Origin of the sequence: Salmonella sp. NW38 (assembly GCF_051807745.1) — a bacterium.
Taxonomy (GTDB): Bacteria; Pseudomonadota; Gammaproteobacteria; order Enterobacterales; family Enterobacteriaceae; genus Salmonella; species Salmonella enterica.
Genome location: NZ_JAMMTO010000005.1, coordinates 75,787 through 102,170, shown reverse-complemented (window position 1 = coordinate 102,170; position 26,384 = coordinate 75,787). Strand labels below are relative to the sequence as shown.

Below are 26,384 nucleotides of genomic sequence, written 5' to 3'. Positions count from 1 at the left end.
TAAGTCTGGACGAAATGGCCAAAAACGAAAGTCAGAGGCGAAAAAACCTTAGCGCGCCGCTTCATAAATCCGACGGCTGACATCCAGCGTAATATCCTGATTTTCACCTAAATTTGTGCATCCATGCGCCTCAAGTTTAGCCAGTAGCGCCGGAATAGTGCTGCCATCCAGACCGTAATCGGACAGGTGGGTAGGCACGCCCATCTGTTCAAAGAAACGGCGGGTGGCGGCAATGGCAGCATCAATACGCTCGTCGTCGGAACCGTCGGTGATATTCCATACACGTTCAGCATATTGCAGGAGTTTTGCACGTTTAACGTCTCGTTTTTCGTTCCATAGCGCAGGCAGAATGATAGCCAGCGTCTGGGCATGATCGAGACCGTGCATCGCGGTAAGCTCGTGGCCCAGCATATGCGTCGCCCAGTCCTGCGGAACACCAGCGCCAATCAGGCCATTCAACGCCTGAGTAGCGGCCCACATCACGTTGGCGCGGACGTCATAATTTTCAGGCTCTTGCAGCGCTTTGGGACCTTCTTCGATCAGTGTGAGTAAAATACCTTCGGCGAAACGATCCTGAATTTTGCCGTTAACCGGGTAAGTGACGTACTGCTCAACGGTATGGACGAAAGCATCCACGACGCCATTCGCAACCTGGCGTGGCGGCAATGTATAGGTGTAGACCGGGTCCAGTACGGCAAAGACCGGTTGCACGAACGAGGAGTGGAAGGCCTGTTTGTCGCCAGTGGTTTTACGGGAAATGACTGCGCCGGCGTTCGATTCTGAGCCGGTTGCCGGTAGGGTCAGCACAGACCCCATCGGGATTGCGCTACGAATCTCAGTACCGCCGGTTTCCAGAATGTGCCACGGATCGACGCCGTCCGTATACTGCGCCGCTGCGGCGATAAATTTGGTGCCGTCCAGTACGGAACCGCCGCCAACGGCCAGCAGGAAGGTAATATTTTCGTCGCGCACAAGCTGCACGGCCTTCATCAGCGTTTCATAGGACGGGTTCGGTTCAATACCGCCAAACTCCCGAACATCCAGTCCTTTTAACGCTTCCTGAACTTGCGCCAGTACGCCGGTCTTTTTCACGCTACCGCCGCCATAGGTAATCAGCACGCGGGCGTCCTGCGGGATCTGATCGCGAAGATCGACGATAGCGCCTTTACCAAACAGAATGCGGGTAGGGGTATGTAATTTGAAATTGTTCATTGCTCATTCCCTTATGTGGGTAAAAAGAGGGCAGGCGGCTGTCTGCCTGATGGTCATCATTGTGGTCTTGTGAGGGATGTCTCTCAATGCACATTTCTGCCAATGTTTTGCCTATTTCTCCAGAATGCTGGAGAAAATCGCTAAAAATGCGCACAATCCAGCGGAGTGGATTTGATGAAAAAATGGCGCGTTATGAATCGTGAAGCAATTTGCTTACAGTTGGCGGATAAAATTAATCATTTAAAAAATAATGATAAAATAATCAGCGAGCGGCTGGCGGGCATTCGTCTGTTGTATGGTGTTGAACCGGGACCGCGCACGCCGGTCATGTATCAGCCTGGCATCATATTTCTCTTTTCCGGTCATAAAATTGGCTATATTAACAAGCGCAAGTTTCGTTATGACGCTAATGAATATCTCTTACTGACCGTGCCGCTCCCTTTTGAATGCGAGACCTGGGCGACGCCCGAGGTACCGCTGGCCGGTATTCGGCTCGACATTGATGTGCTGCAACTGCAAGAGTTGCTCATGGACATTGGCGAAGATGAGCGTTTCCAGTTGCCGATGGCGGCCAGTGGGATTAACTCCGCCACGCTGTCGGACGAGATTTTATGCGCGGTGGAAAGATTGCTGGATGTGATGGAGCGCCCGCTGGATGCGCGGATTCTGGGAAAACAGATTATTCGCGAAATTCTTTATCATGTGCTGATGGGACCGCGCGGCGGGGCGCTGCTTGCACTGGTTAGTCGCCAGACGCACTTTAGCCTGATCAGTCGCGTACTTAAACAGATCGAAATGAAATACACCGAGAACCTGAATGTTGAGCAACTGGCGGCAGAAGCGAACATGAGCGTGTCGGCGTTTCACCATAATTTTAAGGCGGTCACCAGCACCTCGCCGTTGCAGTATTTAAAAAGCTACCGACTGCATAAAGCGCGGATGATGATGATTCACGATGGTATGAAGGCCAGCGCCGCGGCGATGCGGGTCGGCTATGAGAGCGCATCGCAGTTTAGCCGGGAGTTTAAACGTTATTTTGGCGTTACGCCGGGCGAAGATGCGGCAAGAATGCGGACAATGCAAGGGAGCTAAGTGGGGCATCCCGCCACGGGTCAACGAAGCGTAACCGGGCCATCCTGGCCGATTATGGATACGTCAGGCGTTACAGTATTTCTTTTTAATCACCACGACCAGCGTACCTAACAGCCCGGCGACCAGTAGCGCGACGGGAAGGATCATTAAAAATGTCATTACCTGGTCTTCATGGCGCTTAACAAACGGGATCATACTGAGCGCGTAGCCGAAGCTGGTCACGACAGTCACCCACAGCAGGCCGCTTAACCAGTTAAAAAACTGAAACCGGCGGTTGGACAGGCCGGAAATACCCGCCATTGTTGGCAGCAGAGTGCGGACAAACGCCAGAAAGCGCCCGGCAAGTAACGCTAACAAACCGTGACGGTCAAACATGCAGGTGGCGCGCTGATGATATTTTGCCGGAAGCTGCGCCAGCCAGCCTTTGACGGTACGCGTATTACCGAGCCAGCGTCCCTGGATATAACTTAGCCAGCAGCCGAGACTGGCCGCGGCGGTGAGAATGCCAATCGTCGGCAAAAAATGCATCACATCCTGGGCGATCAACGCGCCTGCCAGTAGTAGCAGACTATCGCCGGGTAAGAATGACGCTGGCAGCAGACCGTTTTCTAAAAATAGCGTGGCGAACATGACAAAGTAGACGACGCTAACAACGTGTGGATTCGCCAGCGCGGCAAAATCATGTTGCCAGAGCGCAGCGATAATATCTTGAATGACAGCCATGAACTTTCCTGTGGAACAGCATTTACGCTTTTATCTGCCTATTGTACTCCTGAATCGTCCGGGATGCCTTGATCCCGGACGCAACAAACGCAGACTTTTCCACGGAAATTGTCTGCATATATGTCCATCCCCGGCAACTTTACACAATTCTGGCGAAGCCGGCGGCTAAATCAGCGATCAAATCATCAACACTCTCTAAACCAATATGCACCCGAACCAGCGTACCGGTAAAATCTACGCCGCCTGCGGGACGAATCGCGGCGATCTGTTCCGGCTGATTAGCAATAATCAGCGATTCGTAGCCTCCCCAGGAGTAGGCCATACTGAACAGCGAAAAGTTATCCAGATAGGCTGATAATTCTGCCTCGGTCAGCTTTTTATTGAGCACAAAGGAGAACAGGCCGCTGCTGCCTGTAAAGTCTCGTTTCCAGAAGGCATGACCTTTGCTACCCGGCAGGGCCGGATGATTAACGCGCGCGACCTGAGGATGGTTAGCCAGCCATGCGGCGATTTTGAGGCTGCTTTCTTGATGCTGGCGCAGTCGGACACCGAGCGTGCGCAGACCGCGGCTGGTCATATAAGCCGTGTCGGCGTCGAGCATTTGCCCCATCAGATAGGCGTTTTCCCGCAATTGTTCCCAGCAGCGCGCATTTGCAACGGCAGTCCCGACCATCGCATCAGAATGACCAATCAGATATTTAGTGCCCGCCTGGATAGAGATATCAATATCGAATTCCAGAGCTTTGAACAGAACGCCAGCCGCCCAGGTATTATCAATCATGATGACGGCTTCTGGCGCGACGCGTCTGACCGCACTGACAATGGTCGGAATATCATGTACCTCCATGGTAATAGAACCGGGGGATTCCAGAAAAACGACTTTCGTGTTCGGCTGAATATGTTGCGTGATATCAGCGCCGATGAGCGGGTCGAACCAGCTTGTCGTCACGCCCAGTTTGCCGAGAATTTTGCTGCAGAAATCCTGGCTGGGTTCATAGGCTGTGTTGGTCATCAGGATGTGGTCGCCCTGCTCAACGAATGCCAGAATGGTGTTGGCGACCGCCGCCGCGCCGCACGGGAAGAGCGCGCATCCGGCGCCGCCTTCCAGTTCACACATGGCTTCCTGGAGCGAAAAGTGGGTCAGCGTTCCCCGGCGTCCGTAAAATAATTCGCCGTTGGCGCGATTGCGGGTAGCGTGTTTTTTGGCCTCGACGGTGTCAAACACCAGTGAAGAAGCGCGTTGAATCACACTATTCACTGAGCCAAGCGTGTATTTTTTGCTGCGTCCTGCGTTTACCAGTTTGGTATCCAACTGTTTATCCGTCATGTTGCGTTTCCTGATTTTAACCGTCTGGATGTCTAAACTAGCATGAATATAACCATCTGCACCCTGGCGACGTGTGATACAGATGAAAATTTTGCCAAAATAAAAACAGGTGGCTTTTTTAATGCGTAAGCGCAAAGAAAAAGCAGTAAAGGTGCGGCAGTATGTAAATAGTAATGAGAACGACTATCAATTCGACGTCGTTTTGATATTATTATGCTCAGATTTTGTGATTTGCGTCCTGGAGATACAGAGTGGGTAATAATTTGATGCAGACGGATCTCTCCGTCTGGGGTATGTATCAGCACGCCGATATTGTCGTGAAGTGCGTGATGATTGGTTTGATTCTGGCGTCAGTCGTCACCTGGGCTATCTTCTTCAGTAAAAGTGTTGAATTTTTCACTCAAAAGCGCCGCTTAAAGCGCGAACAACTGCAATTAGCCGATGCGCGCTCTTTAGATCAGGCTTCCGACATTGCGGCAGGTTTCAGCGCAAAAAGCCTCAGCGCACAGCTCATCAATGAAGCGCAGAATGAACTGGAACTCTCTCAGGGCAGCGAAGATAACGAAGGGATTAAAGAACGTACCGGCTTCCGTCTGGAACGTCGCGTCGCAGCGGTTGGCCGCTACATGGGGCGAGGCAACGGTTATCTGGCGACGATCGGCGCCATTTCCCCCTTCGTCGGGTTGTTTGGCACCGTATGGGGCATTATGAATAGCTTCATCGGTATTGCGCAAACGCAGACCACCAACCTGGCGGTGGTCGCTCCTGGTATTGCGGAAGCGCTGCTGGCGACGGCGATTGGGCTGGTAGCCGCGATCCCGGCGGTCGTCATTTACAACATCTTCGCACGTCAGATAGGCAGTTACAAAGCGACTCTGGGCGACGTGGCGGCGCAGGTATTGCTGCTGCAAAGCCGCGATCTCGATCTGAATGCGAGCGCCAGTGCGCAGCCGGTACGCGCCGCGCAGAAATTACGGGTAGGGTAATGCGTCATGGCAATGCGTCTTAACGAGAACCTGGATGACAACGGCGAAATGCATGAAATCAACGTGACGCCGTTTATCGATGTCATGTTGGTTCTGCTGATTATTTTTATGGTGGCTGCGCCGCTGGCGACGGTAGACGTCAAGGTGAATCTGCCCGCTTCTACCAGTACGCCACAGCCGCGTCCGGAAAAACCGGTTTATCTGTCGGTGAAAGCGGATAACACCATGTTTATCGGTAACGATCCGGTGACGGATGATACGATGATTGCCGAGCTAACGGCCCTGACGGAAGGGAAAAAGGATACTACGATTTTCTTCCGCGCGGATAAAACCGTAGAGTATGAAACCCTGATGAAAGTGATGGATATGCTGCATCAGGCGGGCTATCTCAAAATTGGTCTGGTCGGCGAAGAGACCGCGAAAGCGAAATAAGTATTCTGCTGACGCTGTAGGCCGGGTAAGGCGAAGTCGCCACCCGGCTTTTTTATTGCCTAAAGTGGCGCCTTGCTTAACAGAATTGCGCCACCTTAATCGACTTCATGCGTTAGCCTAAATGCTCCCCGCCGCACACGCCGTGCACTTCTGCGGTAACGTAACTTGATTCCTGGCTTGCCAGATAGACATACACCGGTGCCAGCTCTGCCGGTTGGCCGGCCCGCTTCATTGGCGTCTGCTGACCAAACTGCGGAATTTTATCCTGGGTTTGACCGCCGGAAATTTGCAGCGCTGTCCAGATAGGGCCAGGCGCGACAATATTCACACGAATTCCTTTTTCCGCCACCTGTTTCGCCAGGCCACGGCTGTAATTGAGGATTGCCGCCTTGGTTGCCGCATAATCCAGCAGGTGCGGACTGGGCTGATACGCCTGGATAGACGACGTCGTGATAATACTGGCGCCTTTTGGCAGCAGCGGAATTGCTTCCTGGGTTATCCAGAACAGGGCAAAAACGTTAACGGCGAAGGTTTGCTGAAATTGCTCGCTGGTCAGATCTTTTATCTCCGGGATTGCCGTCTGTTTACCGGCCACCAGCGCCAGAATGTCCAGCCCGCCCAGCGCTTCACGCGCCTTATGGACCAGCGAACGGGCGAAAGATTCGTCGCTAAGATCGCCTGGCAATAACACCGCTTTACGGCCGCACTCCTCAATCAGCGCTTTAACCTGCTGGGCGTCCTCTTCTTCCGCTGGCAGATAGTTGATCGCGACATCTGCGCCTTCACGCGCGTAAGCGATAGCGGCAGCGCGCCCAATCCCGGAGTCGCCCCCTGTCACCAGCGCCTTACGATCTTTAAGGCGACCACTGCCGACATAACTTTTTTCGCCACAGTCAGGAACAGGCGTCATTTTCGCCTGGACGCCGGGCGCCGGCTGTTTTTGCTTAGGATACTCGCCGGTGTAATACTGCGTGGTAGGGTCGTATAGATGAGACATTGAGCTTCTCCCTTCAGGTTGAACACCCTTTAAGCGTAGACACTTTTACTACCGTAAGAGGGAGAATCAGAACGATCCTTATGCTTCACCCGTATTCACAACAGAGTTAACTAGCCATGAAGGTTATTTTTCTTGCCGTGCGACGGTGGTGACGTTGCGCGTCCGGTAGTCGCCATCGGAAAGCTTACGCATCAGACGTAAGGTTGCCGTCTCGCGAGCCAGCAGATGCTGCCAGTCACTTTCAAGACGAGACATAATTTTGTCTCGTAATTCAGGATGCTGCTCGATAATGGCATTGATGGTCGCGCCATAAATCTCCTCTTTGACCTGTAACGCATACATCTCCCGTCGGTTTTGCCACTTCAGGCGTACTAACGCCGCCGGTATGGATACCACCTCCTGCGTTACCTTTTCCAGGGTGGCATTTTTGCTGGCGATTAGCGCTGCAAGATTTTGCTTTAAGATAAATTCATCACTTTTATGGTTGTCTAAAGCCAAATAAACGTTATTGTCTTCAACTTCTTTCATCTTTATCTTCCAGTGAATAAAATAGCGGCATATTGGTTTCGCGAGTGATTAAATTAAGCCAAATGGCATTGCCTTTTTCATTTATCATTGCGGTTTTATCCGCCAGTATTTTACTTAGCATTTGGGCATCAATATCGCCTTCTGCCTGTAGTGCGTTTATCAGGCGGGCAAACGTTTCAATTTTAGCCACACAATACAGACGTTCTTTAATATGACGGTCGCGTTCTTCAAATAATACGTTTCTGTGTTGCCCGGCAGCGTTAGCGCTAATTAAAATATCGGGCTCGTAATCGCTGAGTTTTGTCTTTCCCTTAGGCAAATTTTTACTGTTTTCTGTGGCTTCAGGGGGCGGCGATGACAGGCGAAAATGAGAGGAAACCAGATGCTCAGGAAGCATGACTAAATATCCTTTACGATCAGTGGTATACTATTTTTAATAGTGTAGGTTTCGTTGACAATAACATGGTGTAATTTTAAAATCAAAAAAAATGGAGCCTGCTATGAACAGTATTTTTTATTCTGTTATTATATTGCTATTACTGACCGGCGCGATACTCTTCCTGATGTGGGAGGTTAATAAAAAACGTCCTGGTGGAAAAATCGTAAATTTAAATCAAACTGAACCCATGACAAAGGAAGAGGGCGAAGATCATTTCTCAGTATTAATGAATTCGATAACGCCGGTATGGTACTGGCGCGTTAACCATGAATATATCGATTTCCTTCATGCAACGATAAAACGAATGACAATGACTGAGTTGAATGAAACGCCTGGATTATTTGACGCACAGCGTCGTTGCAGCGACCTTAACTCTGCCGTTTATAAGTATTACGACAATATTAAGAAGCGTTGTCTGAACGGAGAAAAGGTGCCGTATTCGGATTTGGACGTCCTGAATTTACGTCAGTGTTTTCGGGAGTTCAGTCTTGAGGCCTACCCGGCATTGGTCGCGCTGGTATGGCCGGAATATCAGCGTCCACAGGTTAAACCGGATGAGATTTAGAGCCTATCCCATTAGGGCTATTTTACTTGCCATTTTGGACCTGGGCAGTGCTCAAAATCCTCACGTACTACGTGTACGCTCCGGTTTTTGCGCGCTGTCCGTGTCCAAACTGGCTGCGCCAATAACGCCTGGTGGGATAGGCTCTTAACTGCATGTTGATCTGATGTTGCATGGTTGAGATATACTGTTGCTGATTTTAGTTACCTGACAGGTCCCTATGGAACGCTTTCTTGAAAATGTAATGTATGCGTCTCGCTGGCTGCTCGCGCCGGTGTATTTTGGCCTCTCTTTGGCGCTGATCGCTTTAGCGCTAAAATTTTTCCAGGAAATTCTACACGTTCTGCCGAACGTTTTTGCCCTGGCGGAGGCCGATCTGATCCTGGTGCTGTTATCGCTGGTTGATATGACTCTGGTTGGCGGATTGCTGGTAATGGTCATGTTCTCCGGGTATGAAAACTTTGTCTCTCAGCTGGATATCTCTGCGGGCAAGGAGAAGCTGAACTGGCTGGGGAAAATGGATGCGACTTCGCTAAAAAATAAGGTGGCGGCATCGATAGTCGCTATATCTTCCATTCACCTGTTACGCGTGTTTATGGACGCGAAAAACGTCCCGGATAACAAATTAATGTGGTATGTCATCATCCATCTGACCTTTGTCCTGTCGGCGTTCGTGATGGGCTATCTGGACAGATTGACGCGGCATAACCATTGAGCCGCCGTCAACGGCGGGGCAGTCGGGCAAAGGACACTGAGCCCGGCTGTAAAACAGCACTTCTTTAACGGCGGATAACCGCCTCCCTGCAGCCTTACGCAATATTTTTACTACATCTATTCATTTACCCAGTAATAAGACTAAAAGATTTTCTCTGCGTTCACAGATATATAACATCTGCGGGTACGTGAACGGCGATAACTGTAAAAAAATGGAGAATGCATTATATATTCTCCGCGCCTTGCCGATAACGAGAGTGCGTCATCGTCTGATGACTAATCTCTTATATTCAGCAAGGAAATTCATATGCGTTTGCTGCAAAACTTTACTATTCGTATGGTCATGCTGACGATACTGGGACTTTTTTGTCTACTCTGGTCGGGGGTGGGGTTATACAGCGTCCATGCTTTATCCGAAGTTTCGGAAGGAAATGATATTGACCGGCATCTTGTGCGGCAAATGACGGTGCTAAGCCAGGGTAACGATCAATATTTCCGCTTTGTTACCCGCCTTAGCCGCGCGATGGATGTAAAAATCGGCGGCGGCACGCCCGATTTTGCGCCCGCCCGGCAGTCGCTCGAGAATATGCGTCAGAAGCTGGAGGAGATGAAAGCGCTATCGCCAGGGCCGATGAACCCTGATATCTCAAGGGAGGTCTTGTCCAACTGGCAGGCCTTGCTGGAGAAAGGCGTCGTTCCTCAAATGCAACTGGCGCAGCAAGGATCGCTAACCGCCTGGAGCGAACATGCCAGTACGGTCACGCCCGCACTCAGTCGCGCGTTCGGTGCCAGCGCGGAACGGTTTAGTCATGAAGCTGGCGCCATGCTGGATAACACACGTGTGATGGTCGATGGTAAAACCTATACCATCCGCATCCTGCTTATCACGGCGGTGATTCTGGGCATTGCTATCCTGATTTTTACCGATCGCTATCTGGTTGCAATGATGGTGAAACCGCTGGAGCGCATCCGTCAGCAATTTCAGCGCATCGCGCAAGGCGATCTTAGCCAGCCGATTGAAGCGTTGGGGCGTAACTGCGTAGGCCGGTTGGTGCCGCTACTGCGCGCGATGCAGGACAGTTTACGCGAAGCCGTGAGTACGATCCGCGCCGGAAGTGACAATATCTGGCGCGGCGCGACGGAAATTTCTACCGGTAATAACGATCTCTCTTCCCGAACGGAAGAACAGGCCGCCGCGCTGGAAGAAACTGCCGCCAGCATGGAACAGCTTACCGCAACGGTGAAAATGAACGCCGAACACGCTCGCCAGGCGAGTCAACTTGCGGATGCCGCCTCGCTAACGGCAGGAAAAGGCGGTGAACTGGTTTCCGATGTGGTAGAAACCATGGACGGTATTTCCGCTAGTTCGCAGCAGATCGCCGAAATTACTACCGTAATTAATAGTATTGCTTTCCAGACCAATATTCTGGCCTTGAACGCAGCGGTAGAAGCGGCCAGAGCGGGCGAGCAGGGACGCGGCTTCGCGGTGGTCGCCGGTGAGGTACGTAACCTGGCCAGCCGCAGCGCGGGGGCGGCGAAAGAAATTGAAGCCTTAATTGGCGAATCGGTACGTCGCGTAGCGCAGGGCGCGCAGTTGGTCCAGGAGACCGGCGCGACGATGGAAGCCATCCTCCGCGGCGTCACGGAAGTGACGACGATTATGAAACAGATCGCATCCGCCTCCGAAGATCAGAGTAAAGGTATCTCTCAGGTTGGCGTGGCGATCACGCAAATGGATAGCGTTACGCAACAAAACGCCGCGCTGGTTGAGCAGGTTTCCGCGGCGGCGGCGGCGCTGGAACGGCAGACGGAGGATTTGCAACGCTCCGTACAGCAGTTCCGGCTTTCCGCTAGTGAGCCGCAACAACGCGTAACGGCGAAAGCGGCGCCTGGCGTTCAGAGAATGGCGTCGGCTCCTGCACAGTCTACTGATGAATGGGTTTCCTTCTGATGTGAAGCAAAAAAGCGCGTAATGCGCTGGCCTTCATTTAACCAGCCGCTATATAATTTATTATATAGCGGCTAAGGAGGTCAGATGAATAATCATTTTGGGAAAGGGTTAATGGCTGGGTTGCACGCGCCATATGCATATAGCGCGCATCATGCGGTGAATTTCTGTTCTGAGTATAAACGTGGCTTTGTATTGGGTTTTACACACCGTATGTTCGAAAAGACCGGCGATCGTCAACTTAGCGCGTGGGAGGCCGGAATTCTGACGCGTCGCTATGGTCTGGATAAAGAAATGGTGATGGATTTCTTTAAAGAGAATCATTCCGGGATGGCGGTTCGCTTCTTTATGGCCGGTTATCGACTCGAAGGTTGATCCAACAGGGGTATTATCTTGCTTTAATTAATTACACTATCGCCTCTTCCCTTCGTTTTACTGTTCCGTCGAAGTATTATGGCGCACATAACCATAAAAAAAGTGTGGTAAATGGCGTACCGATCGCAATAACTTCTTCGCGAACAGTGCAAAATAAAAGCCAGGTCTTCGTAACGGAATAACTATAAAATGACTGGAGATAATACTCTCATCACTTCTCACGGCATTAACCGTCGTGATTTCATGAAGCTTTGTGCAGCACTGGCCGCTACTATGGGGCTCAGTAGCAAAGCCGCCGCAGAAATGGCAGAATCGGTATCCAATCCACAGCGTCCGCCCGTTATCTGGATTGGCGCTCAGGAGTGTACCGGTTGTACCGAATCACTGCTTCGTGCTACACACCCAACCGTTGAAAACCTCGTTCTGGAGACCATCTCTCTGGAATACCACGAGGTACTTTCCGCCGCATTCGGTCACCAGGTCGAAGAAAACAAACATAACGCTCTGGAGAAGTATAAAGGGCAATATGTTCTGGTGGTGGATGGTTCTATCCCACTAAAAGATAACGGTATCTACTGCATGGTTGCCGGCGAGCCGATCGTGGATCACATCCGCAAAGCCGCCGACGGCGCAGCTGCGATTATCGCTATCGGTTCCTGCTCGGCATGGGGCGGCGTTGCTGCGGCTGGCGTAAACCCAACCGGCGCTGTCAGTCTGCAGGAAGTCTTACCGGGCAAAACGGTTATCAATATTCCAGGTTGTCCGCCAAACCCGCATAACTTCCTGGCGACCGTCGCGCATATCATCACTTACGGCACGCCGCCGAAGCTGGATGCGAAAAATCGTCCAACCTTTGCCTATGGCCGTCTGATTCATGAGCATTGCGAACGTCGTCCACACTTCGACGCAGGCCGTTTTGCCAAAGAATTTGGCGACGAAGGCCACCGTCAGGGCTGGTGTCTCTACCATCTTGGCTGTAAAGGGCCGGAAACCTGGGGCAACTGTTCTACGTTACAGTTCTGCGACGTTGGCGGCGTTTGGCCAGTGGCGATCGGTCATCCTTGCTATGGCTGTAACGAAGAAGGTATCGGCTTCCATAAGGGCATTCACCAGCTTGCTCATGTCGAAAACCAAACTCCGCGTTCAGAGAAACCTGACGTCAATATGAAAGAAGGCGGCAATATCTCTGCGGGCGCTGTCGGTCTGCTTGGCGGCGTAGTCGGTCTGGTTGCCGGCGTCAGCGTGATGGCGGTACGTGAACTGGGGCGTCAGCAAAAGAAAGATAACGCTGACTCACGGGGAGAATAACCGTGAACAGACGTGACTTTATTAAAGCAGCCTCCGGTGGAGCATTGCTGTTGGGCGCCGCGCCGTCTGTCAGCCATGCGGCTGCAGAAAACCGTCCGCCAATTCCAGGTTCGCTGGGCATGCTGTATGACTCCACTCTGTGCGTGGGCTGTCAGGCCTGCGTCACAAAGTGTCAGGATATCAACTTCCCGGCGCGTAACCCGGAAGGGGAGCAGACCTGGTCGAACAACGACAAGCTGTCGCCGTATACCAATAACATTATCCAGGTATGGCGTAGCGGCACGGGCGTGAACAAAGATCAGGAAGAGAACGGCTATGCCTACATCAAGAAACAGTGTATGCACTGCGTCGATCCTAACTGCGTTTCCGTTTGTCCGGTGTCGGCGCTGAAAAAAGATCCGAAAACCGGCATCGTCCACTATGACAAAGATGTCTGCACCGGCTGCCGTTACTGTATGGTTGCCTGCCCGTACAACGTACCTAAGTACGACTACAACAATCCGTTTGGCGCGCTTCACAAGTGTGAGCTGTGTAACCAGAAAGGCGTTGAGCGTCTGGATAAAGGCGGTTTGCCTGGGTGTGTGGAAGTTTGTCCGGCAGGGGCCGTCATTTTCGGTACTCGTGAAGAGCTGATGGCGGAAGCGAAAAAACGTCTGGCCCTCAAACCAGGCAGTGAATATCACTATCCGCGCCAGACGTTGAAAACGGACGACACCTATCTACATACGGTGCCTAAATACTACCCACACCTCTACGGTGAAAAAGAGGGCGGTGGTACTCAGGTGCTGGTGCTGACAGGCGTTCCTTATGAAGATCTGGATCTGCCGAAGCTGGATGACCTTTCAACCGGAGCGCGCTCCGAGCATGTTCAACACACGCTTTATAAAGGCATGATACTACCCCTGGCTGCGCTGGCGGGCTTAACCGTGCTGGTTCGTCGTAATAGCAAAAACGACCATCACGATGGAGGAGACGATCATGAGTCATGATCCAAAACCGCTGGGCGGAAAAATCATCAGTAAACCGGTCATTATTTTTGGACCGTTAATCGTCCTGTGTATGCTCCTTATCGTGAAGCGTCTGGTCTTCGGGTTGGGCTCCGTTTCCGACCTGAACGGCGGTTTCCCGTGGGGCGTCTGGATTGCCTTTGACCTGTTGATCGGCACCGGCTTTGCCTGCGGCGGTTGGGCGTTGGCATGGGCGGTGTATGTCTTTAACCGTGGGCAATACCATCCGTTGGTGCGCCCGGCGTTGCTGGCAAGCTTGTTTGGTTACTCGCTGGGCGGCCTGTCGATCACTATCGACGTCGGTCGTTACTGGAACCTGCCGTACTTCTACATTCCAGGTCACTTCAACGTGAACTCGGTACTGTTTGAGACGGCGGTCTGTATGACCATCTACATCGGCGTGATGGCGCTGGAGTTTGCGCCTGCCCTGTTTGAACGTCTGGGCTGGAAAGTGTCGCTCAAGCGTCTGAATAAGGTGATGTTCTTTATTATCGCGCTGGGCGCGCTGCTGCCGACGATGCACCAGTCCTCAATGGGGTCATTGATGATCTCGGCGGGCTATAAAGTACATCCGCTATGGCAAAGCTATGAAATGCTGCCGCTGTTCTCGGTTCTGACCGCGTTTATCATGGGCTTCTCCATTGTCATATTTGAGGGTTCGCTGGTTCAGGCAGGCCTGAAAGGAAACGGTCCGGATGAGAAAAATTTGTTTGTTAAGCTGACGAATACCATCAGCGTGCTGCTGGCGATTTTCGTCGTCCTGCGCTTTGGCGAACTGATTTATCGCGACAAGCTGTCCTATGCGTTTGCCGGCGATTTTTACTCCGCTATGTTCTGGATTGAAGTCGTCCTGATGGTCTTCCCGTTAGTGGTGCTGCGTGTGGCGAAACTGCGTAATGACTCTCGTATGCTGTACCTGTCGGCGCTGAGCGCGCTGTTGGGCTGCGCGACGTGGCGTCTGACCTATTCGCTGGTGGCATTCAACCCGGGTGGCGGCTACCACTACTTCCCAACCTGGGAAGAATTGTTGATTTCTATTGGTTTTGTGGCCATTGAGATTTGTGCATACATCGTACTCATTCGTCTACTGCCGATACTTCCTCCTTTAAAACAAAACGATCATAATCGTCATGAGGCGAGCAAAGCATGAGCCAGAGAATTACTATTGATCCGGTAACCCGTATTGAGGGTCATTTACGCATTGACTGCGAAATTGAGAACGGCGTCGTATCCAAAGCATGGGCGTCCGGCACCATGTGGCGCGGTATGGAAGAGATCGTGAAGAACCGCGATCCGCGCGATGCGTGGATGATTGTGCAACGTATTTGCGGCGTTTGTACGACAACTCACGCGATCTCCTCCGTTCGTGCGGCGGAAAGCGCGCTGAATATTGATGTTCCCGTCAACGCGCAGTATATCCGTAATATTATTCTGGCGGCGCATACCACCCATGACCACATTGTCCATTTCTACCAGCTCTCTGCGCTGGACTGGGTGGACATTACCTCTGCGCTGAAAGCCGATCCGGAAAAAGCCTCCGCGATGCTGGATGGCGTGTCGAGCTGGCACCTGAACAGCGCGCAAGAGTTCACGAAAGTTCAGAACAAGATCAAGGATCTTGTCGCCAGCGGTCAGCTAGGTATTTTCGCCAATGGCTACTGGGGGCACCCGGCAATGCAGTTACCGCCGGAGGTCAACCTGATTGCGGTCGCCCACTATCTGCAGGCGCTGGAATGTCAGCGTGACGCTAACCGCGTGGTGGCGTTGCTGGGCGGTAAATCGCCGCATATCCAGAACCTGGCGGTCGGTGGGGTGGCGAACCCGATCAATCTCGACAGCATCGGTACGTTGAACCTTGAACGCCTGATGTACATCAAATCGTTTATCGATAAGCTGAGCGATTTTGTCGAGCAGGTGTATAAAGTGGATACCGCAGTCATCGCGGCCTACTATCCGGAATGGCTGGAGCGCGGCAAAGGCGCGGTGAACTACCTGAGCGCGCCAGAATTCCCGACCGACGGTAAAAACGGCAGTTTCCTGTTCCCGGGCGGTTACATTACCAATGCCGATCTGTCGACATACCGTCCGATCACCTCTCACTCCGACGAGTTCCTGATTAAAGGTATTCAGGAGAGCGCGAAGCACGCCTGGTATAAAGATGAAGCGCCGCAGGCACCGTGGGAAGGCACCACGATTCCGGCTTACGACGGTTGGTCGGATGACGGTAAATACTCATGGGTCAAGTCGCCGACATTCTACGGCAAAACCGTCGAAGTCGGGCCGCTGGCGAACATGCTGTGTAAACTGGCTGCAGGTCGTGAATCCACCCAGACCAAGCTCAATGAAATCATTGCGCTTTATCAGAAGCTGACCGGCAAAACGCTGGAAATGGCGCAACTTCACTCTACGCTGGGTCGTATCATCGGGCGTACCGTTCACTGTTGTGAACTGCAAAACGTATTGCAGGATCAATACAACGCGCTGATTGTAAATATCGGCAAAGGCGATTACACCACGTTTGTGAAGCCGAACATTCCGGCGACGGGCGAGTTCAAAGGCGTGGGCTTCCTGGAGGCGCCGCGCGGTATGCTGTCTCACTGGATGGTGATTAAAGACGGTATTATCAGTAACTATCAGGCAGTGGTGCCATCGACCTGGAACTCAGGTCCGCGTAACTTCAACGATGACGTGGGGCCGTACGAACAGTCGCTGGTCGGTACGCCGATCGCCGATCCGGCGAAGCCGCTGGAAGTGGTACGTACCATCCACTCCTTCGACCCTTGCATGGCGTGCGCGGTACACGTGGTGGACGCCGATGGCAATGAAGTGGTCTCGGTGAAGGTTTTGTAATGCGGATATTAGTCTTAGGGGTCGGCAATATTTTGCTGACCGATGAAGCCATCGGGGTGCGTATTGTTGAAGCGTTAGAGCAACGATACACCCTGCCGGATTTCGTTGAGATTCTGGATGGCGGTACGGCGGGAATGGAACTTCTTGGCGATATGGCGAATCGGGATCATTTGATCATTGCCGACGCCATCGTGTCGAAAAAGAACGCGCCGGGAACCATTATGGTACTGCGCGACGATGAAGTTCCGGCGTTGTTCACCAACAAAATCTCCCCCCATCAGCTTGGACTGGCCGACGTATTGTCGGCCCTCCGCTTTACCGGCGAGTTTCCGAAGAAGTTGACCCTAGTCGGCGTTATTCCACAGTCGCTGGAACCGCACATCGGCTTAACGCCAACCGTCGAGGCGATGATTGAACCTGCGCTTGAGCAGGTTCTTGCTGCGCTGCGTGAATCCGGCGTCGAAGCAATTCCTAAGGAGACGGCGCATGTCTGAAACGTTTTCCGGATTCGACACGGCGCCCGTCGCCCGGGTTCAGGCGGCGTTTGAAGAGATAGCCCATCGTTCGATGCACGATCTTTCGTTTCTGCATCCGACTATGCCTGTGCATGTCTCTGATTTTACGTTGTTTGAAGGACAATGGACGGGCACGGTAATTACGCCGTGGATGTTAAGCGCATTAATCTTCCCTGGCCCGGACCAGATCTGGCCCGGGCGTACCGTCGGTGAAAAACTCGGTCTGCAACTGCCTTATGGCACGATGACCTTTACCGTTGGCGAACTGGAAGGCGTTTCGCAATATCTTGCCTGCTCGTTGATGTCGCCGCTTTCCCGTAGCCTGTCGCCGGAAGAGGGCGTCCGGCTGGCGGATGACTGCGCGCGGATGCTGTTATCCCTGCCGGTAAGCAATCCTGATGCGCCGCAGACAAGCCGGCGTGCGTTGCTGTTTGGCCGTCGGAGCTGTGAGAATGCATGAGCTGTCTCTTTGCCAAAGCGCCGTTGAAATTATTCAGCAGCAGGCAGAACAGCACGGCGTGGCGCGCGTCACCGGCGTATGGCTGGAGATAGGCGCGCTTTCGTGCGTTGAAGAGCGCGCGGTTCGTTTCAGCTTTGACATCGCCTGCCAGGGGACTTTAGCGCAAGGGTGCGAATTGCACATCGACTACAGACCGGCCCAGGCCTGGTGCTGGGATTGCAGTCAGGTGGTGGAAATTCTCAGGCATGACGCGCAATGTCCGCATTGTCATGGCGATCGCCTGCGGGTGGATACCGGCGATTCGTTGAAAGTAAAAAGTATTGAGGTCGAATAACCCGCATTTTATTCCAGGTGGTTAATTATGTGTATTGGCGTCCCCGGTCAGGTGCTGGCCGTCGGAGATGATATTCACCAGCTTGCGCAGGTGGAAGTGTGTGGCATCAAACGTGATGTCAATATTGCTCTGATTTGTGAAGGTAAGCCAGCCGATCTGATAGGGCAATGGGTATTGGTACACGTTGGTTTTGCGATGAGCATCATTGACGAAGACGAAGCGAAAGCCACGTTAGATGCGCTGCGCCGCATGGAGTACGACATCACCAGCGCGTGATCCCTTAATCACCTCTATTATATCGCTCTATAATCGTTGTATAATTATTTATATATCGATTATGGGGCGAAACCTATGAATAAATTTTTGCGCCAGCTCTCTCTGCTGGCGTTGCTTTTTTGCTGGCCGTTAATGTCACAGGCGGCGCGTACTTTTACCGATCAACTTGGCCGCCAGGTCACGGTTCCCGACACCGTCGACAGAGTGGTGGTGCTCCAGCATCAAACGCTCAATCTCCTTGTACAGATGAATGCCACTGACAAAATCGTTGGGGTCATGGCGAACTGGAAACAGCAATTAGGCGACGGCTATGCGCGTCTGGCGCCGGAACTGGCGCAAAAAGCCTCGCTGGGCGATCTAACGCACGTTGATCCTGAAAAACTGGTGGCGCTGCACCCGCAGGTGGTGTTTGTCACGAATTACGCTCCGCAGGAGATGATCGACAAGATCAGCCGTCTTGGCATTCCGGTGGTGGCGATTTCGCTGCGCCATGATGTTGTTGGCGAGCAGGCTAAAATGAACCCGACCCTGGCCGATGAAGAGCAGGCTTACAACCGCGGGCTGCGTGAAGGAATAACGCTGATTGGCGATATCGTCAATAAACCGCAGGAGGCGAAAGCGCTGATTGAGGCGATGGATAAAGGTCGCAAAATGGTCAGCGACCGTTTGCAGTCGGTTCCTGAAAATGAGCGGGTTCGCGCCTATATGGCGAATCCGGAGCTGACCACCTACGGTTCCGGTAAATATACCGGTCTGATGATGGCCCATGCGGGGGCGCTGAATGTAGCGGCATCCTCGGTGAAAGGCTTTAAGCAGGTGACAATGGAGCAGGTGATCGCCTGGGATCCACAGGTGATCTTTGTCCAGAATCGCTATCCGAAGGTCGTCAATGAGATCCTGCACAATCCCCAGTGGCAGGTCATTGACGCGGTGAAGCATCATCGGGTTTACCTGATGCCGGATTATGCCAAAGCCTGGGGATATCCGATGCCGGAGGCGGTGGGAATCGGCGAACTGTGGATGGCGAAAAAACTCTATCCGGAAAAATTCCACGATATTGACATGCAAAAGGCCGCTAACGACTGGTATCAACGTTTTTACCGTACTGACTATCAGGGCGTACAGTGATGCGAATACTGGCTGCGGGGAGCTTGCGTGTCGTCTGGCCGCAGCTAATGGCGGCGTTTCAGGCGGATGCGGTATGTGATTTCGGTCCGGCGGGGTTGTTACGTGAACGCATCGAAGCGGGCGAAGCGTGCGACTTTTTTGCTTCGGCGAACCTGGCGCATCCGCAGGCGCTGCTGGAAAGCGGGCGGGCGCTGTGGGTCGCGCCTTTTACGACGAACCGTTTGTGTCTGAGCGTGCGGGCGCAGGCGATGCGTGAAGGCGAGGACTGGCTGTCGCTGTTAACCCGGCGGGATCTGCGGATCGGCACCTCAACAGCAGGTTGCGATCCTTCCGGCGATTATACGCAACAGCTTTTTTCGCGGATGGGCAAGGAAGGCGAAGCGGTCCGAAAACGCGCGGTAGCGCTGGTTGGCGGCAGGCAGACTTTGCCGTTACCGGCGGGCCGGCTGGCGGCGGAATGGCTCATCAATCATGATTACACCGATATCTTTATCGGCTATGCCAGCTATGCTCCCAGGCTACGGCTGGTTAATTCGCTGCGAGTGGTTGATATCCCGGAACCTTATAATCCCGTGGCTGAATATGGCTTTGCCTGCCTGAGCGAGCAGGGAAAAACGCTTGCCGACTTTTTACTATCAGCACGGGCGAGGTCGATTCTCATGCAACATGGGTTTAGTGAAGCGCCGCATATGACACGCTCGCAGAACTGATAAGCGAAGCGTCAGCAGGAAATACCATGCCGGATGACGACATTACTACCCCATCCGGCATTATGGTTTAACTTTGACGTTTATCTTCGGTATGGTTTTCGAAGTCGCTGGCGTCATGGCGTTCGTGAAGCTGTTCGTTCAATGGGCCGTTGGTCCGGTTGACAATGCGCCCCCGCTTTACCGCCGGACGTTCGGCTACCTGTTTCGCCCAGCGTTGTACGTTTTGATAACTTCCGGCATCCAGAAACTCCGCTGCATCATAGACATTCCCCAGCACCACGTTGCCGAACCACGGCCAGATGGCCATATCGGCAATAGTGTACTCTTCTCCCGCGACATACGGGTGATGAGCTAACTGCTTATCCAGCACGTCCAGCAGACGCTTGGCTTCCATGGTGAAGCGATTAATGGCGTACTCAATTTTTACCGGCGCATAATGATAGAAATGACCGAAACCGCCACCGAGGAACGGCGCCGCGCCCTGTAGCCAGAACAACCAGTTAAGGGTTTCTGTGCGCTTAGCCAGATCCTGCGGCAGGAAATGGCCAAACTTATCCGCCAGATAAACAAGAATTGCGCCCGACTCAAAAACTCGAATCGGCGGGTTGTGTGAGTTATCGCGCAGCGCCGGGATTTTTGAGTTCGGATTGATGTCAACAAAGCCGCTGGAGAACTGATCGCCCTCGCCGATGCGAATCAACCAGGCGTCATATTCGGCGCCGGTCACGCCCAGCGCCAGGAGCTCTTCCAGCATAATGGTCACTTTCTGGCCGTTAGGCGTCCCCAGCGAATAAAGCTGTAACGGATGTTTGCCGACGGGCAGCGTTTTGTCGTGCGTCGGGCCGGAAACCGGGCGATTAATGTTAGCGAACGCGCCGCCGCCGGATTTATCCCACGTCCAGACTTTTGCGGGTTGATAAGTATTATCTGCCATATTGACCTGCCTTCACAGTGGTGGTGTTGAAGCAGTGTAGCAGCTTGCTAACCGGACATTTAACCGATTGGGACATTCCGGCGAGTGAAATTTTAACCTTCTGGCCTCAGTGTGCCTTATTGAGGTGTATGATTATGTCGACCTCTGTCCGGTTAGTGTCACAGAGCAGACAATCAGAGCGAAATTACGCCAGGCTGCTCAGGCGGTCTTGTTTTGAGGTAAGTGCATGAGCAAAGGAACCACCAGTCAGGATGCCCCCTTCGGGACATTATTGGGTTACGCCCCCGGCGGCGTAGCGATCTACTCTTCAGATTACAATTCCCTCGATCCGTGGGACGACGACGACGCAGCTTTTCGTAGCTACATCGACGATGAATACATGGGGCATAAATGGCAGTGCGTGGAATTTGCCCGCCGTTTTCTCTTTCTGAATTATGGCGTTGTTTTTACTGACGTCGGCATGGCCTGGGAAATCTTCTCGCTGCGTTTTCTGCGCGAGGTCGTGAATGACAATATTTTGCCTTTGCAGGCCTTCCCGAACGGTTCGCCGCGCGCGCCGGAGGCCGGGGCGCTGCTCATCTGGCAAAAGGGCGGCGAGTTTAACGAAACCGGGCACGTCGCGATTATCACCCAACTCCTGGATAACAAAATTCGTATTGCTGAGCAAAACGTTATCCACACGCCATTGCCGCCAGGGCAGCAGTGGACTCGCGAACTGGAAATGGTCGTAGAAAACGGGTGTTACACCCTGCGCGACACCTTTGATGACACGACGATTTTAGGCTGGATGATCCAGACCGACGACACGCAATACAGTTTGTCACAGCCTGACATCGCGAATCAGTCGCTGGCGATTCGCGGCGCAAGACTGCCAGAGAAAGGTCAGTTTGACGGTCAGTGGTTGGATGAGCGCGATCCGTTACAAAAAGCCTATGTACAGGCGAACGGACACGTTATCAATCAGGACCCGTACCAGTATTTTACCATCACCGAGAGCGCTGAACAGGAGCTTATCAAAGCGACCAATGAGTTGCATTTGATGTACCTGCACGCCACGGACAAAGTTTTAAAAGACGATAATCTGCTGGCGCTATTCGATATCCCCAAAATTCTTTGGCCGCGCCTGCGTCTCTCCTGGCAGCGCCGTCGTCACCATATGATCACCGGTCGTATGGATTTCTGCATGGATGAACGCGGGCTGAAAGTCTATGAATACAATGCCGATTCCGCATCATGCCATACCGAAGCGGGATTAATTCTCGAAAAATGGGCTGAGCAGGGCTATACCGGTAAAGGGCATAACCCGGCAGAGGGCTTAATTAACGAGCTGGCAGGCGCCTGGAAACACAGTAAAGCGCGTCCTTTCGTCCATATCATGCAGGATGATGATATCGAGGAGGACTATCACGCGCAGTTTATGCAGCAGGCGCTGCATCAGGCCGGCTTCGCGAGCAAAATTCTCCGCGGGCTGGGCGAGTTGCGCTGGGATGACGCCGGGCAGTTGATCGATGGCGACGGACGGCTGGTGAATTGTGTCTGGAAAACCTGGGCGTGGGAAACGGCGATGGAGCAGATACGCGAAGTCAGCGAGACGGAGTACGCCGCAGTGCCTATTCGTACCGGGCACCCGGAAAATGAAGTCCGGCTGATTGATGTATTACTGCGCCCGGAAGTGTTGGTGTTTGAACCGCTGTGGACGGTGATCCCGGGTAACAAAGCGATCCTGCCCATCCTGTGGTCGCTCTTCCCACATCATCGCTATTTGCTCGACACGGATTTTACCGTTAACGATGAGCTGGTGCAGACCGGCTATGCGGTAAAACCGATTGCCGGACGTTGCGGTAGTAATATTGATTTGGTGAGTCATCAGGAAGAACTCCTGGATAAAACCAGTGGCAAGTTCGCCACGCAGAAAAATATCTATCAGCAGTTGTGGTGCCTGCCGAAGGTCGCCGGGAAGTATATTCAGGTCTGTACGTTTACCGTGGGCGGTAACTACGGCGGTACGTGCCTGCGCGGCGATGATTCATTAGTCATTAAAAAAGAGAGCGATATTGAACCGTTAATCGTCATCAAAGCGTAACGGGGTCATTCTCGTCGGGATATCGGCGTTGGTGCCGATATCCCGCCTGTTGTGTTTACCAGCGAACGGCTGTCAGCCTGACATTTACTGGTAACATATGAGAAATAATATCACAAATTATTCTTAACTTTTCTGACGCAGGCGGTGACGCTCGCCGCGTTGGCGCATCCGTTTCCTGATTTTCGACTACTCGATACTTTTTGCGGCTGGTTACGCCGCCCCTATCCCTTTGGATTTAGGTCATGCCTGTTTGGTTGGTAAACGGACAGCATAATATATTGATGAGTCCAAATGATATTATTGGTCATATAAAAAGTTTACGTTAGGTTATTTTTCTATTGCAAAAGTTTGCGTTTAAACCCTGTCTGCAATCTTCGGGCTGAGATATAGATACACCTAAGTAAATGCAGTTAATTATTATTCAACTATTATTGTCAGCCTTGTAAATAATATTTCCGTATAAAGTGAAGCGACTTCCATTATGACTATTAATAGTATTGTTGAATAGTTTACTCTGTAATTATTTAAGTTTAGTGGACGTTTTGTCTTATTCTGGTGAACGTATGGTTATGGCAGATGACAGCCGATTTTTCATTATGTTAGCATGAGTTGATAATACTTTATCCAGGCATAGATCAGGATGTCCACATATAATAAGGAGAATGGTATATGTTTAAAAAAGTATTAGGCTTGCGCCACTGGAATAATAATGTTGTAAAAATACCGCCGCCAGCAGAATCTGGCGCTAATGCGTCTGACGTGGTGGTGGATACTCCTGAGCCTTATGAGCGGATATTGTGTCAAAAAATTCTGATGGGGATCTCGACGATCGATATCATTCGTAATGCCATCATTAAGTCCTGTGAGCAGCTCAACATTGAAAAAGAACGCATTAATGAACTTAACGAACAGAATGATAAAGCCAGAAGTTCATTAAAATCGCTCGTGGAATTTATCACCGAAATTGGCACGACTTCATCGGATATTGGCTGTCGTATGGGCGACTTAAATACCTCCTTAACGCAAATTAATGCGTGTATTAAAGAGATACAGAAGATCGCTAACCAGACCAATTTGATAGCGATTAACTCCGCGATCGAGGCCGCGCGCGTAGGGGATGCCGGGCGTGGTTTTAGCGTTATTTCGAAAGAGGTGAAAAACCTGTCCGAAGATGTTAAACACAGTTCGAAAAGCGTCAGTACGTTAACCTCTGTAATCAAAGATAATACGGCCAGAGTGAGTGAGGTGCTGGATAACCAACAGCCGGTTATTGATAATATTACGACTAACATAAATCAAATTGTGGAGTCTATTGGCATCGTCATCGATAAATCGCTGAGCATGAAATCGGTCATGCAGTACATCTCTACGGTGCAGTTTTTGAATATTGTCAAAGTTGACCATGTTATCTGGAAAATGGAAGTCTACAAATTACTCTTAAATAAAGACATAAACAGTAAAATAACGATGCACGATCAGTGTCGGCTGGGGAAATGGTACTATGGTTTCGAAGGGCAGCAGTTTAGCAATTACTACAGTTTCCGTAGTCTGGAAGCGCCGCATAAAGAGGTGCATACCGCTGGTCACTCTGCGCTGAACTATTTTGCCGCAGGCGATATGAATGCGATGTCGCAAGAACTTGACAGAATGGAGCGATCCAGTAATGAGGTGGTTAACCAGCTGGAAATGCTGGCTGTCGATTTGTTAAAAGAAACCACACTGTGAAGTCATAAGTTATTACCGTATAACCAACAGGAGCCATCATCAACAGGACTGATGTATCACACTTTCTGCACTGGAGTTATTCCGGACAGAGAAAAGAAGCATGACGCAGAAGATGGCTGTGTTTGTTCACCCGAATCACTTACCTTAGTAAGTGATTCGGGATTAATCAGCGACATCTTTGCTTTTTATCGGCGGCCAGACTTTGGCTGGAAAAGTGCGTTACTGCTAAATTTCTCACTCTCTTACCGCCTTCCTGCCCCTCGAAATACCTGAAACCTGTGCTCACAGATTAATAGCGATTATTTAATCGTGAAATAACGCTGGGCATTATTGAAGCAGATATCCTGAACCATACGGCTTAGCATCGCTTCATCATCAGGAATCTCTCCGTCCTGCGCCCACTGTCCCAGCAGGTTACAGAGAATACGACGGAAATATTCATGTCGCGTATAAGAAAGGAAACTGCGGGAGTCGGTCAGCATCCCGACAAACTGACTTAACAGTCCCATTTGCGACAGTTGCTCCAGTTGGCGCAGCATCCCGTCTTTCTGATCGTTAAACCACCAGCCGGAACCAAACTGCACTTTTCCGGCAATTCCCGGCCCCTGGAAGTTACCGATCATGGTCGCCAGGACTTCGTTATCACGTGGGTTCAGGCAATAGAGGATAGTCTTGGGCAGTTCATTGGTCACATCCATACTGTCGAGCAAACGGGAGAGCGCCCAGCTAATGTTATTATCGCCAATGGAGTCAAAGCCGGTATCCGGCCCCAGCAGGCGGAACATACGGGTATTATTGTTACGGATCGCGCCAATATGTAGCTGCATCACCCAGCCGCGCGCAGCGTACTGACGGCCCAGCCAGACCAGCACCGCTGTGGTAAACTGGGCGATCTCAAGTTCGCTCAGCGTTTCGCCAGCCAGACGTTTGCCCAGAATGGCGTCAAGCTGCGCGTCGTCGGGCACCGGTGCAAATCGCAGCGTTTCAATGCCATGATCCGACGCGCGGCAGCCGCAGGCGGCGAAATGGTCGAGACGGCGAGTGAGCGCCTGACGTAAATCGTCGAAACGGGTAATGCTGACATCTGCCGCTGCTTCCAGTTTCCTCAGGTAATCGACAAAGCCGTCCAGTTCGATTTTGAAAACTTTGTCGGGGCGCCAGCTTGGCGCGACTTCAATATCAATGCTGTCGTCGGCGGCTATCTGGCGGTGATATTCCAGAGAATCTATCGGGTCGTCGGTGGTTCCGACCATCCGCACATTCATCTGCTGCATAATACCGCGCGCGGAAAAGGCCGGCGTCGCCAGTTTCTCATTACACTGCGTCCAGATACTTTCTGCGGTATCCGGTCCGAACAGCGTACCTGTAATGCCAAATGGACGGCGTAGTTCAAGGTGCGTCCAGTGATACAGCGGATTACCCAGCGTTTTTGGTACGGTATTGGCCCAGGCCATATATTTTTCATAATCGCTGGTCTCTTTGCCGGTGATCAGCGATTCATCCACGCCTGCGCTTCGTAGCGCTCGCCATTTATAGTGGTCGCCTTCCAGCCAGATCTGACCGAGGTTATCGAAACGGCGATCGTCGGCAATTTCCTGCGGACTTAAATGGCAGTGGAAGTCATAAATCGGCATGGGCGCGGCGTATTTATGGTACAGCGTGCGGGCAATGTCGTTTTTAAGTAGAAAATCTTCAGTCATAAACGTAGCCATGATTTAT

27 protein-coding genes are annotated in these 26,384 nt (G+C 52.0%); 19 read left to right on the top strand and 8 right to left on the bottom strand.

Annotation, left to right across the window (positions count from 1 at the left end; translation table 11 throughout):
* Positions 1 to 48: 48 nt before the first annotated feature.
* A complete protein-coding gene (yqhD, locus tag NA624_RS10640) occupies positions 49 to 1,212 on the bottom strand; it encodes an alcohol dehydrogenase (RefSeq protein WP_001058720.1) in 1,164 nt (387 codons plus the stop codon).
* A 192-nt stretch (positions 1,213 to 1,404) separates the two neighbouring features.
* On the opposite strand from yqhD, the gene NA624_RS10635 reads away from it, so the two are divergent.
* Positions 1,405 to 2,304, top strand: coding sequence for an AraC family transcriptional regulator (locus tag NA624_RS10635; protein WP_001078198.1), 900 nt, complete (start codon positions 1,405 to 1,407; stop codon positions 2,302 to 2,304).
* A gap of 63 nt (positions 2,305 to 2,367) precedes the next feature.
* Here the strand turns inward: NA624_RS10635 and yghB are convergent, their stop codons facing one another.
* Both yghB and metC read right to left on the bottom strand, forming a co-directional pair.
* The gene (gene yghB / locus NA624_RS10630; RefSeq protein WP_000268441.1) at positions 2,368 to 3,027 is read right to left on the bottom strand and encodes a DedA family general envelope maintenance protein YghB; all 660 of its coding nucleotides are present in this window, start codon (positions 3,025 to 3,027) and stop codon (positions 2,368 to 2,370) included.
* 139 nt (positions 3,028 to 3,166) lie between these two features.
* Positions 3,167 to 4,354 (bottom strand): cystathionine beta-lyase, encoded by a 1,188-nt coding sequence (gene metC, locus NA624_RS10625; RefSeq protein WP_000130270.1) that lies wholly within the window; start codon positions 4,352 to 4,354, stop codon positions 3,167 to 3,169.
* Between the two features lie 251 nt (positions 4,355 to 4,605).
* On the opposite strand from metC, the gene exbB reads away from it, so the two are divergent.
* Complete coding sequence (exbB, locus tag NA624_RS10620; RefSeq protein ID WP_000527859.1) at positions 4,606 to 5,340, top strand: tol-pal system-associated acyl-CoA thioesterase; 735 nt, start codon at positions 4,606 to 4,608, stop codon at positions 5,338 to 5,340.
* A 6-nt stretch (positions 5,341 to 5,346) separates the two neighbouring features.
* The gene (gene exbD, locus NA624_RS10615; protein WP_001251476.1) at positions 5,347 to 5,772 is read left to right on the top strand and encodes a TonB system transport protein ExbD; all 426 of its coding nucleotides are present in this window, start codon (positions 5,347 to 5,349) and stop codon (positions 5,770 to 5,772) included.
* A gap of 112 nt (positions 5,773 to 5,884) precedes the next feature.
* Here the strand turns inward: exbD and NA624_RS10610 are convergent, their stop codons facing one another.
* From NA624_RS10610 to NA624_RS10600, 3 genes are all read right to left on the bottom strand, one after another.
* Positions 5,885 to 6,769, bottom strand: coding sequence for an SDR family oxidoreductase (locus tag NA624_RS10610; RefSeq protein ID WP_000019032.1), 885 nt, complete (start codon positions 6,767 to 6,769; stop codon positions 5,885 to 5,887).
* A gap of 123 nt (positions 6,770 to 6,892) precedes the next feature.
* Positions 6,893 to 7,297, bottom strand: a complete 405-nt coding sequence (locus NA624_RS10605; RefSeq protein ID WP_000665656.1) for a hypothetical protein — start codon at positions 7,295 to 7,297, stop codon at positions 6,893 to 6,895.
* Positions 7,284 to 7,694 (bottom strand): hypothetical protein, encoded by a 411-nt coding sequence (locus NA624_RS10600; RefSeq protein WP_000936443.1) that lies wholly within the window; start codon positions 7,692 to 7,694, stop codon positions 7,284 to 7,286. Before NA624_RS10600 ends, NA624_RS10605 begins: the two co-directional genes overlap by 14 nt.
* A gap of 103 nt (positions 7,695 to 7,797) precedes the next feature.
* Between NA624_RS10600 and NA624_RS10595 the strand changes: the two genes are divergently transcribed.
* The 14 genes from NA624_RS10595 to NA624_RS10530 all read left to right on the top strand — a co-directional run bounded on the left by NA624_RS10595 (position 7,798) and on the right by NA624_RS10530 (position 19,923).
* Positions 7,798 to 8,301: an ESA_00282 family adhesion-associated protein gene (locus NA624_RS10595; protein ID WP_001084409.1), complete on the top strand. Its 504-nt coding sequence runs from the start codon at positions 7,798 to 7,800 to the stop codon at positions 8,299 to 8,301.
* Between the two features lie 217 nt (positions 8,302 to 8,518).
* Positions 8,519 to 9,013 (top strand): TIGR00645 family protein, encoded by a 495-nt coding sequence (locus NA624_RS10590; RefSeq protein ID WP_000439335.1) that lies wholly within the window; start codon positions 8,519 to 8,521, stop codon positions 9,011 to 9,013.
* Positions 9,014 to 9,319: 306 nt separating this feature from the next.
* A complete protein-coding gene (locus tag NA624_RS10585; RefSeq protein WP_001238427.1) occupies positions 9,320 to 10,963 on the top strand; it encodes a methyl-accepting chemotaxis protein in 1,644 nt (547 codons plus the stop codon).
* An 84-nt stretch (positions 10,964 to 11,047) separates the two neighbouring features.
* Positions 11,048 to 11,335 carry a DUF2623 family protein gene (locus tag NA624_RS10580; RefSeq protein WP_001059119.1) on the top strand — a complete coding sequence of 96 codons (288 nt, stop codon included), beginning with the start codon at positions 11,048 to 11,050 and terminating at the stop codon, positions 11,333 to 11,335.
* Between the two features lie 189 nt (positions 11,336 to 11,524).
* Entirely contained in the window at positions 11,525 to 12,643 is a 1,119-nt protein-coding gene (gene hybO, locus NA624_RS10575; RefSeq protein ID WP_000145429.1) for a hydrogenase 2 small subunit, read from the top strand.
* Positions 12,644 to 12,645: 2 nt separating this feature from the next.
* Positions 12,646 to 13,632 carry a hydrogenase 2 operon protein HybA gene (gene hybA, locus NA624_RS10570; protein ID WP_001081721.1) on the top strand — a complete coding sequence of 329 codons (987 nt, stop codon included), beginning with the start codon at positions 12,646 to 12,648 and terminating at the stop codon, positions 13,630 to 13,632.
* Entirely contained in the window at positions 13,622 to 14,800 is a 1,179-nt protein-coding gene (hybB, locus tag NA624_RS10565; protein WP_000017678.1) for a Ni/Fe-hydrogenase cytochrome b subunit, read from the top strand. The genes hybA and hybB overlap by 11 nt, the downstream gene beginning before the upstream one ends.
* Positions 14,797 to 16,500: a hydrogenase 2 large subunit gene (gene hybC / locus NA624_RS10560; protein ID WP_000083045.1), complete on the top strand. Its 1,704-nt coding sequence runs from the start codon at positions 14,797 to 14,799 to the stop codon at positions 16,498 to 16,500. The genes hybB and hybC overlap by 4 nt, the downstream gene beginning before the upstream one ends.
* A complete protein-coding gene (locus NA624_RS10555) occupies positions 16,500 to 16,994 on the top strand; it encodes a HyaD/HybD family hydrogenase maturation endopeptidase (protein WP_001221960.1) in 495 nt (164 codons plus the stop codon). Before hybC ends, NA624_RS10555 begins: the two co-directional genes overlap by 1 nt.
* Complete coding sequence (gene hybE / locus NA624_RS10550; RefSeq protein WP_000004951.1) at positions 16,987 to 17,475, top strand: hydrogenase-2 assembly chaperone; 489 nt, start codon at positions 16,987 to 16,989, stop codon at positions 17,473 to 17,475. Before NA624_RS10555 ends, hybE begins: the two co-directional genes overlap by 8 nt.
* Entirely contained in the window at positions 17,468 to 17,809 is a 342-nt protein-coding gene (gene hypA, locus NA624_RS10545) for a hydrogenase maturation nickel metallochaperone HypA (RefSeq protein WP_000544945.1), read from the top strand. Before hybE ends, hypA begins: the two co-directional genes overlap by 8 nt.
* 27 nt (positions 17,810 to 17,836) lie before the next feature.
* Entirely contained in the window at positions 17,837 to 18,085 is a 249-nt protein-coding gene (gene hybG, locus NA624_RS10540) for a hydrogenase maturation factor HybG (RefSeq protein WP_000334887.1), read from the top strand.
* Between the two features lie 75 nt (positions 18,086 to 18,160).
* Entirely contained in the window at positions 18,161 to 19,213 is a 1,053-nt protein-coding gene (locus tag NA624_RS10535; protein WP_001032015.1) for an ABC transporter substrate-binding protein, read from the top strand.
* A complete protein-coding gene (locus tag NA624_RS10530; RefSeq protein ID WP_001543521.1) occupies positions 19,213 to 19,923 on the top strand; it encodes a molybdate ABC transporter substrate-binding protein in 711 nt (236 codons plus the stop codon). Before NA624_RS10535 ends, NA624_RS10530 begins: the two co-directional genes overlap by 1 nt.
* 67 nt (positions 19,924 to 19,990) lie before the next feature.
* Here the strand turns inward: NA624_RS10530 and yghU are convergent, their stop codons facing one another.
* Positions 19,991 to 20,857: a glutathione-dependent disulfide-bond oxidoreductase gene (yghU, locus tag NA624_RS10525; protein WP_000774852.1), complete on the bottom strand. Its 867-nt coding sequence runs from the start codon at positions 20,855 to 20,857 to the stop codon at positions 19,991 to 19,993.
* Positions 20,858 to 21,083: 226 nt separating this feature from the next.
* On the opposite strand from yghU, the gene gss reads away from it, so the two are divergent.
* Both gss and NA624_RS10515 read left to right on the top strand, forming a co-directional pair.
* Positions 21,084 to 22,940, top strand: coding sequence for a bifunctional glutathionylspermidine amidase/synthase (gss, locus tag NA624_RS10520; RefSeq protein ID WP_000033690.1), 1,857 nt, complete (start codon positions 21,084 to 21,086; stop codon positions 22,938 to 22,940).
* Positions 22,941 to 23,609: 669 nt separating this feature from the next.
* Positions 23,610 to 24,665 carry a methyl-accepting chemotaxis protein gene (locus NA624_RS10515; RefSeq protein ID WP_000475253.1) on the top strand — a complete coding sequence of 352 codons (1,056 nt, stop codon included), beginning with the start codon at positions 23,610 to 23,612 and terminating at the stop codon, positions 24,663 to 24,665.
* A gap of 299 nt (positions 24,666 to 24,964) precedes the next feature.
* Here NA624_RS10515 and uxaC read toward each other — a convergent pair whose 3' ends face one another.
* On the bottom strand, positions 24,965 to 26,377 hold the full coding sequence (gene uxaC / locus NA624_RS10510) for a glucuronate isomerase (RefSeq protein WP_000190182.1): 1,413 nt from the start codon (positions 26,375 to 26,377) through the stop codon (positions 24,965 to 24,967).
* Positions 26,378 to 26,384 lie beyond the last annotated feature (7 nt).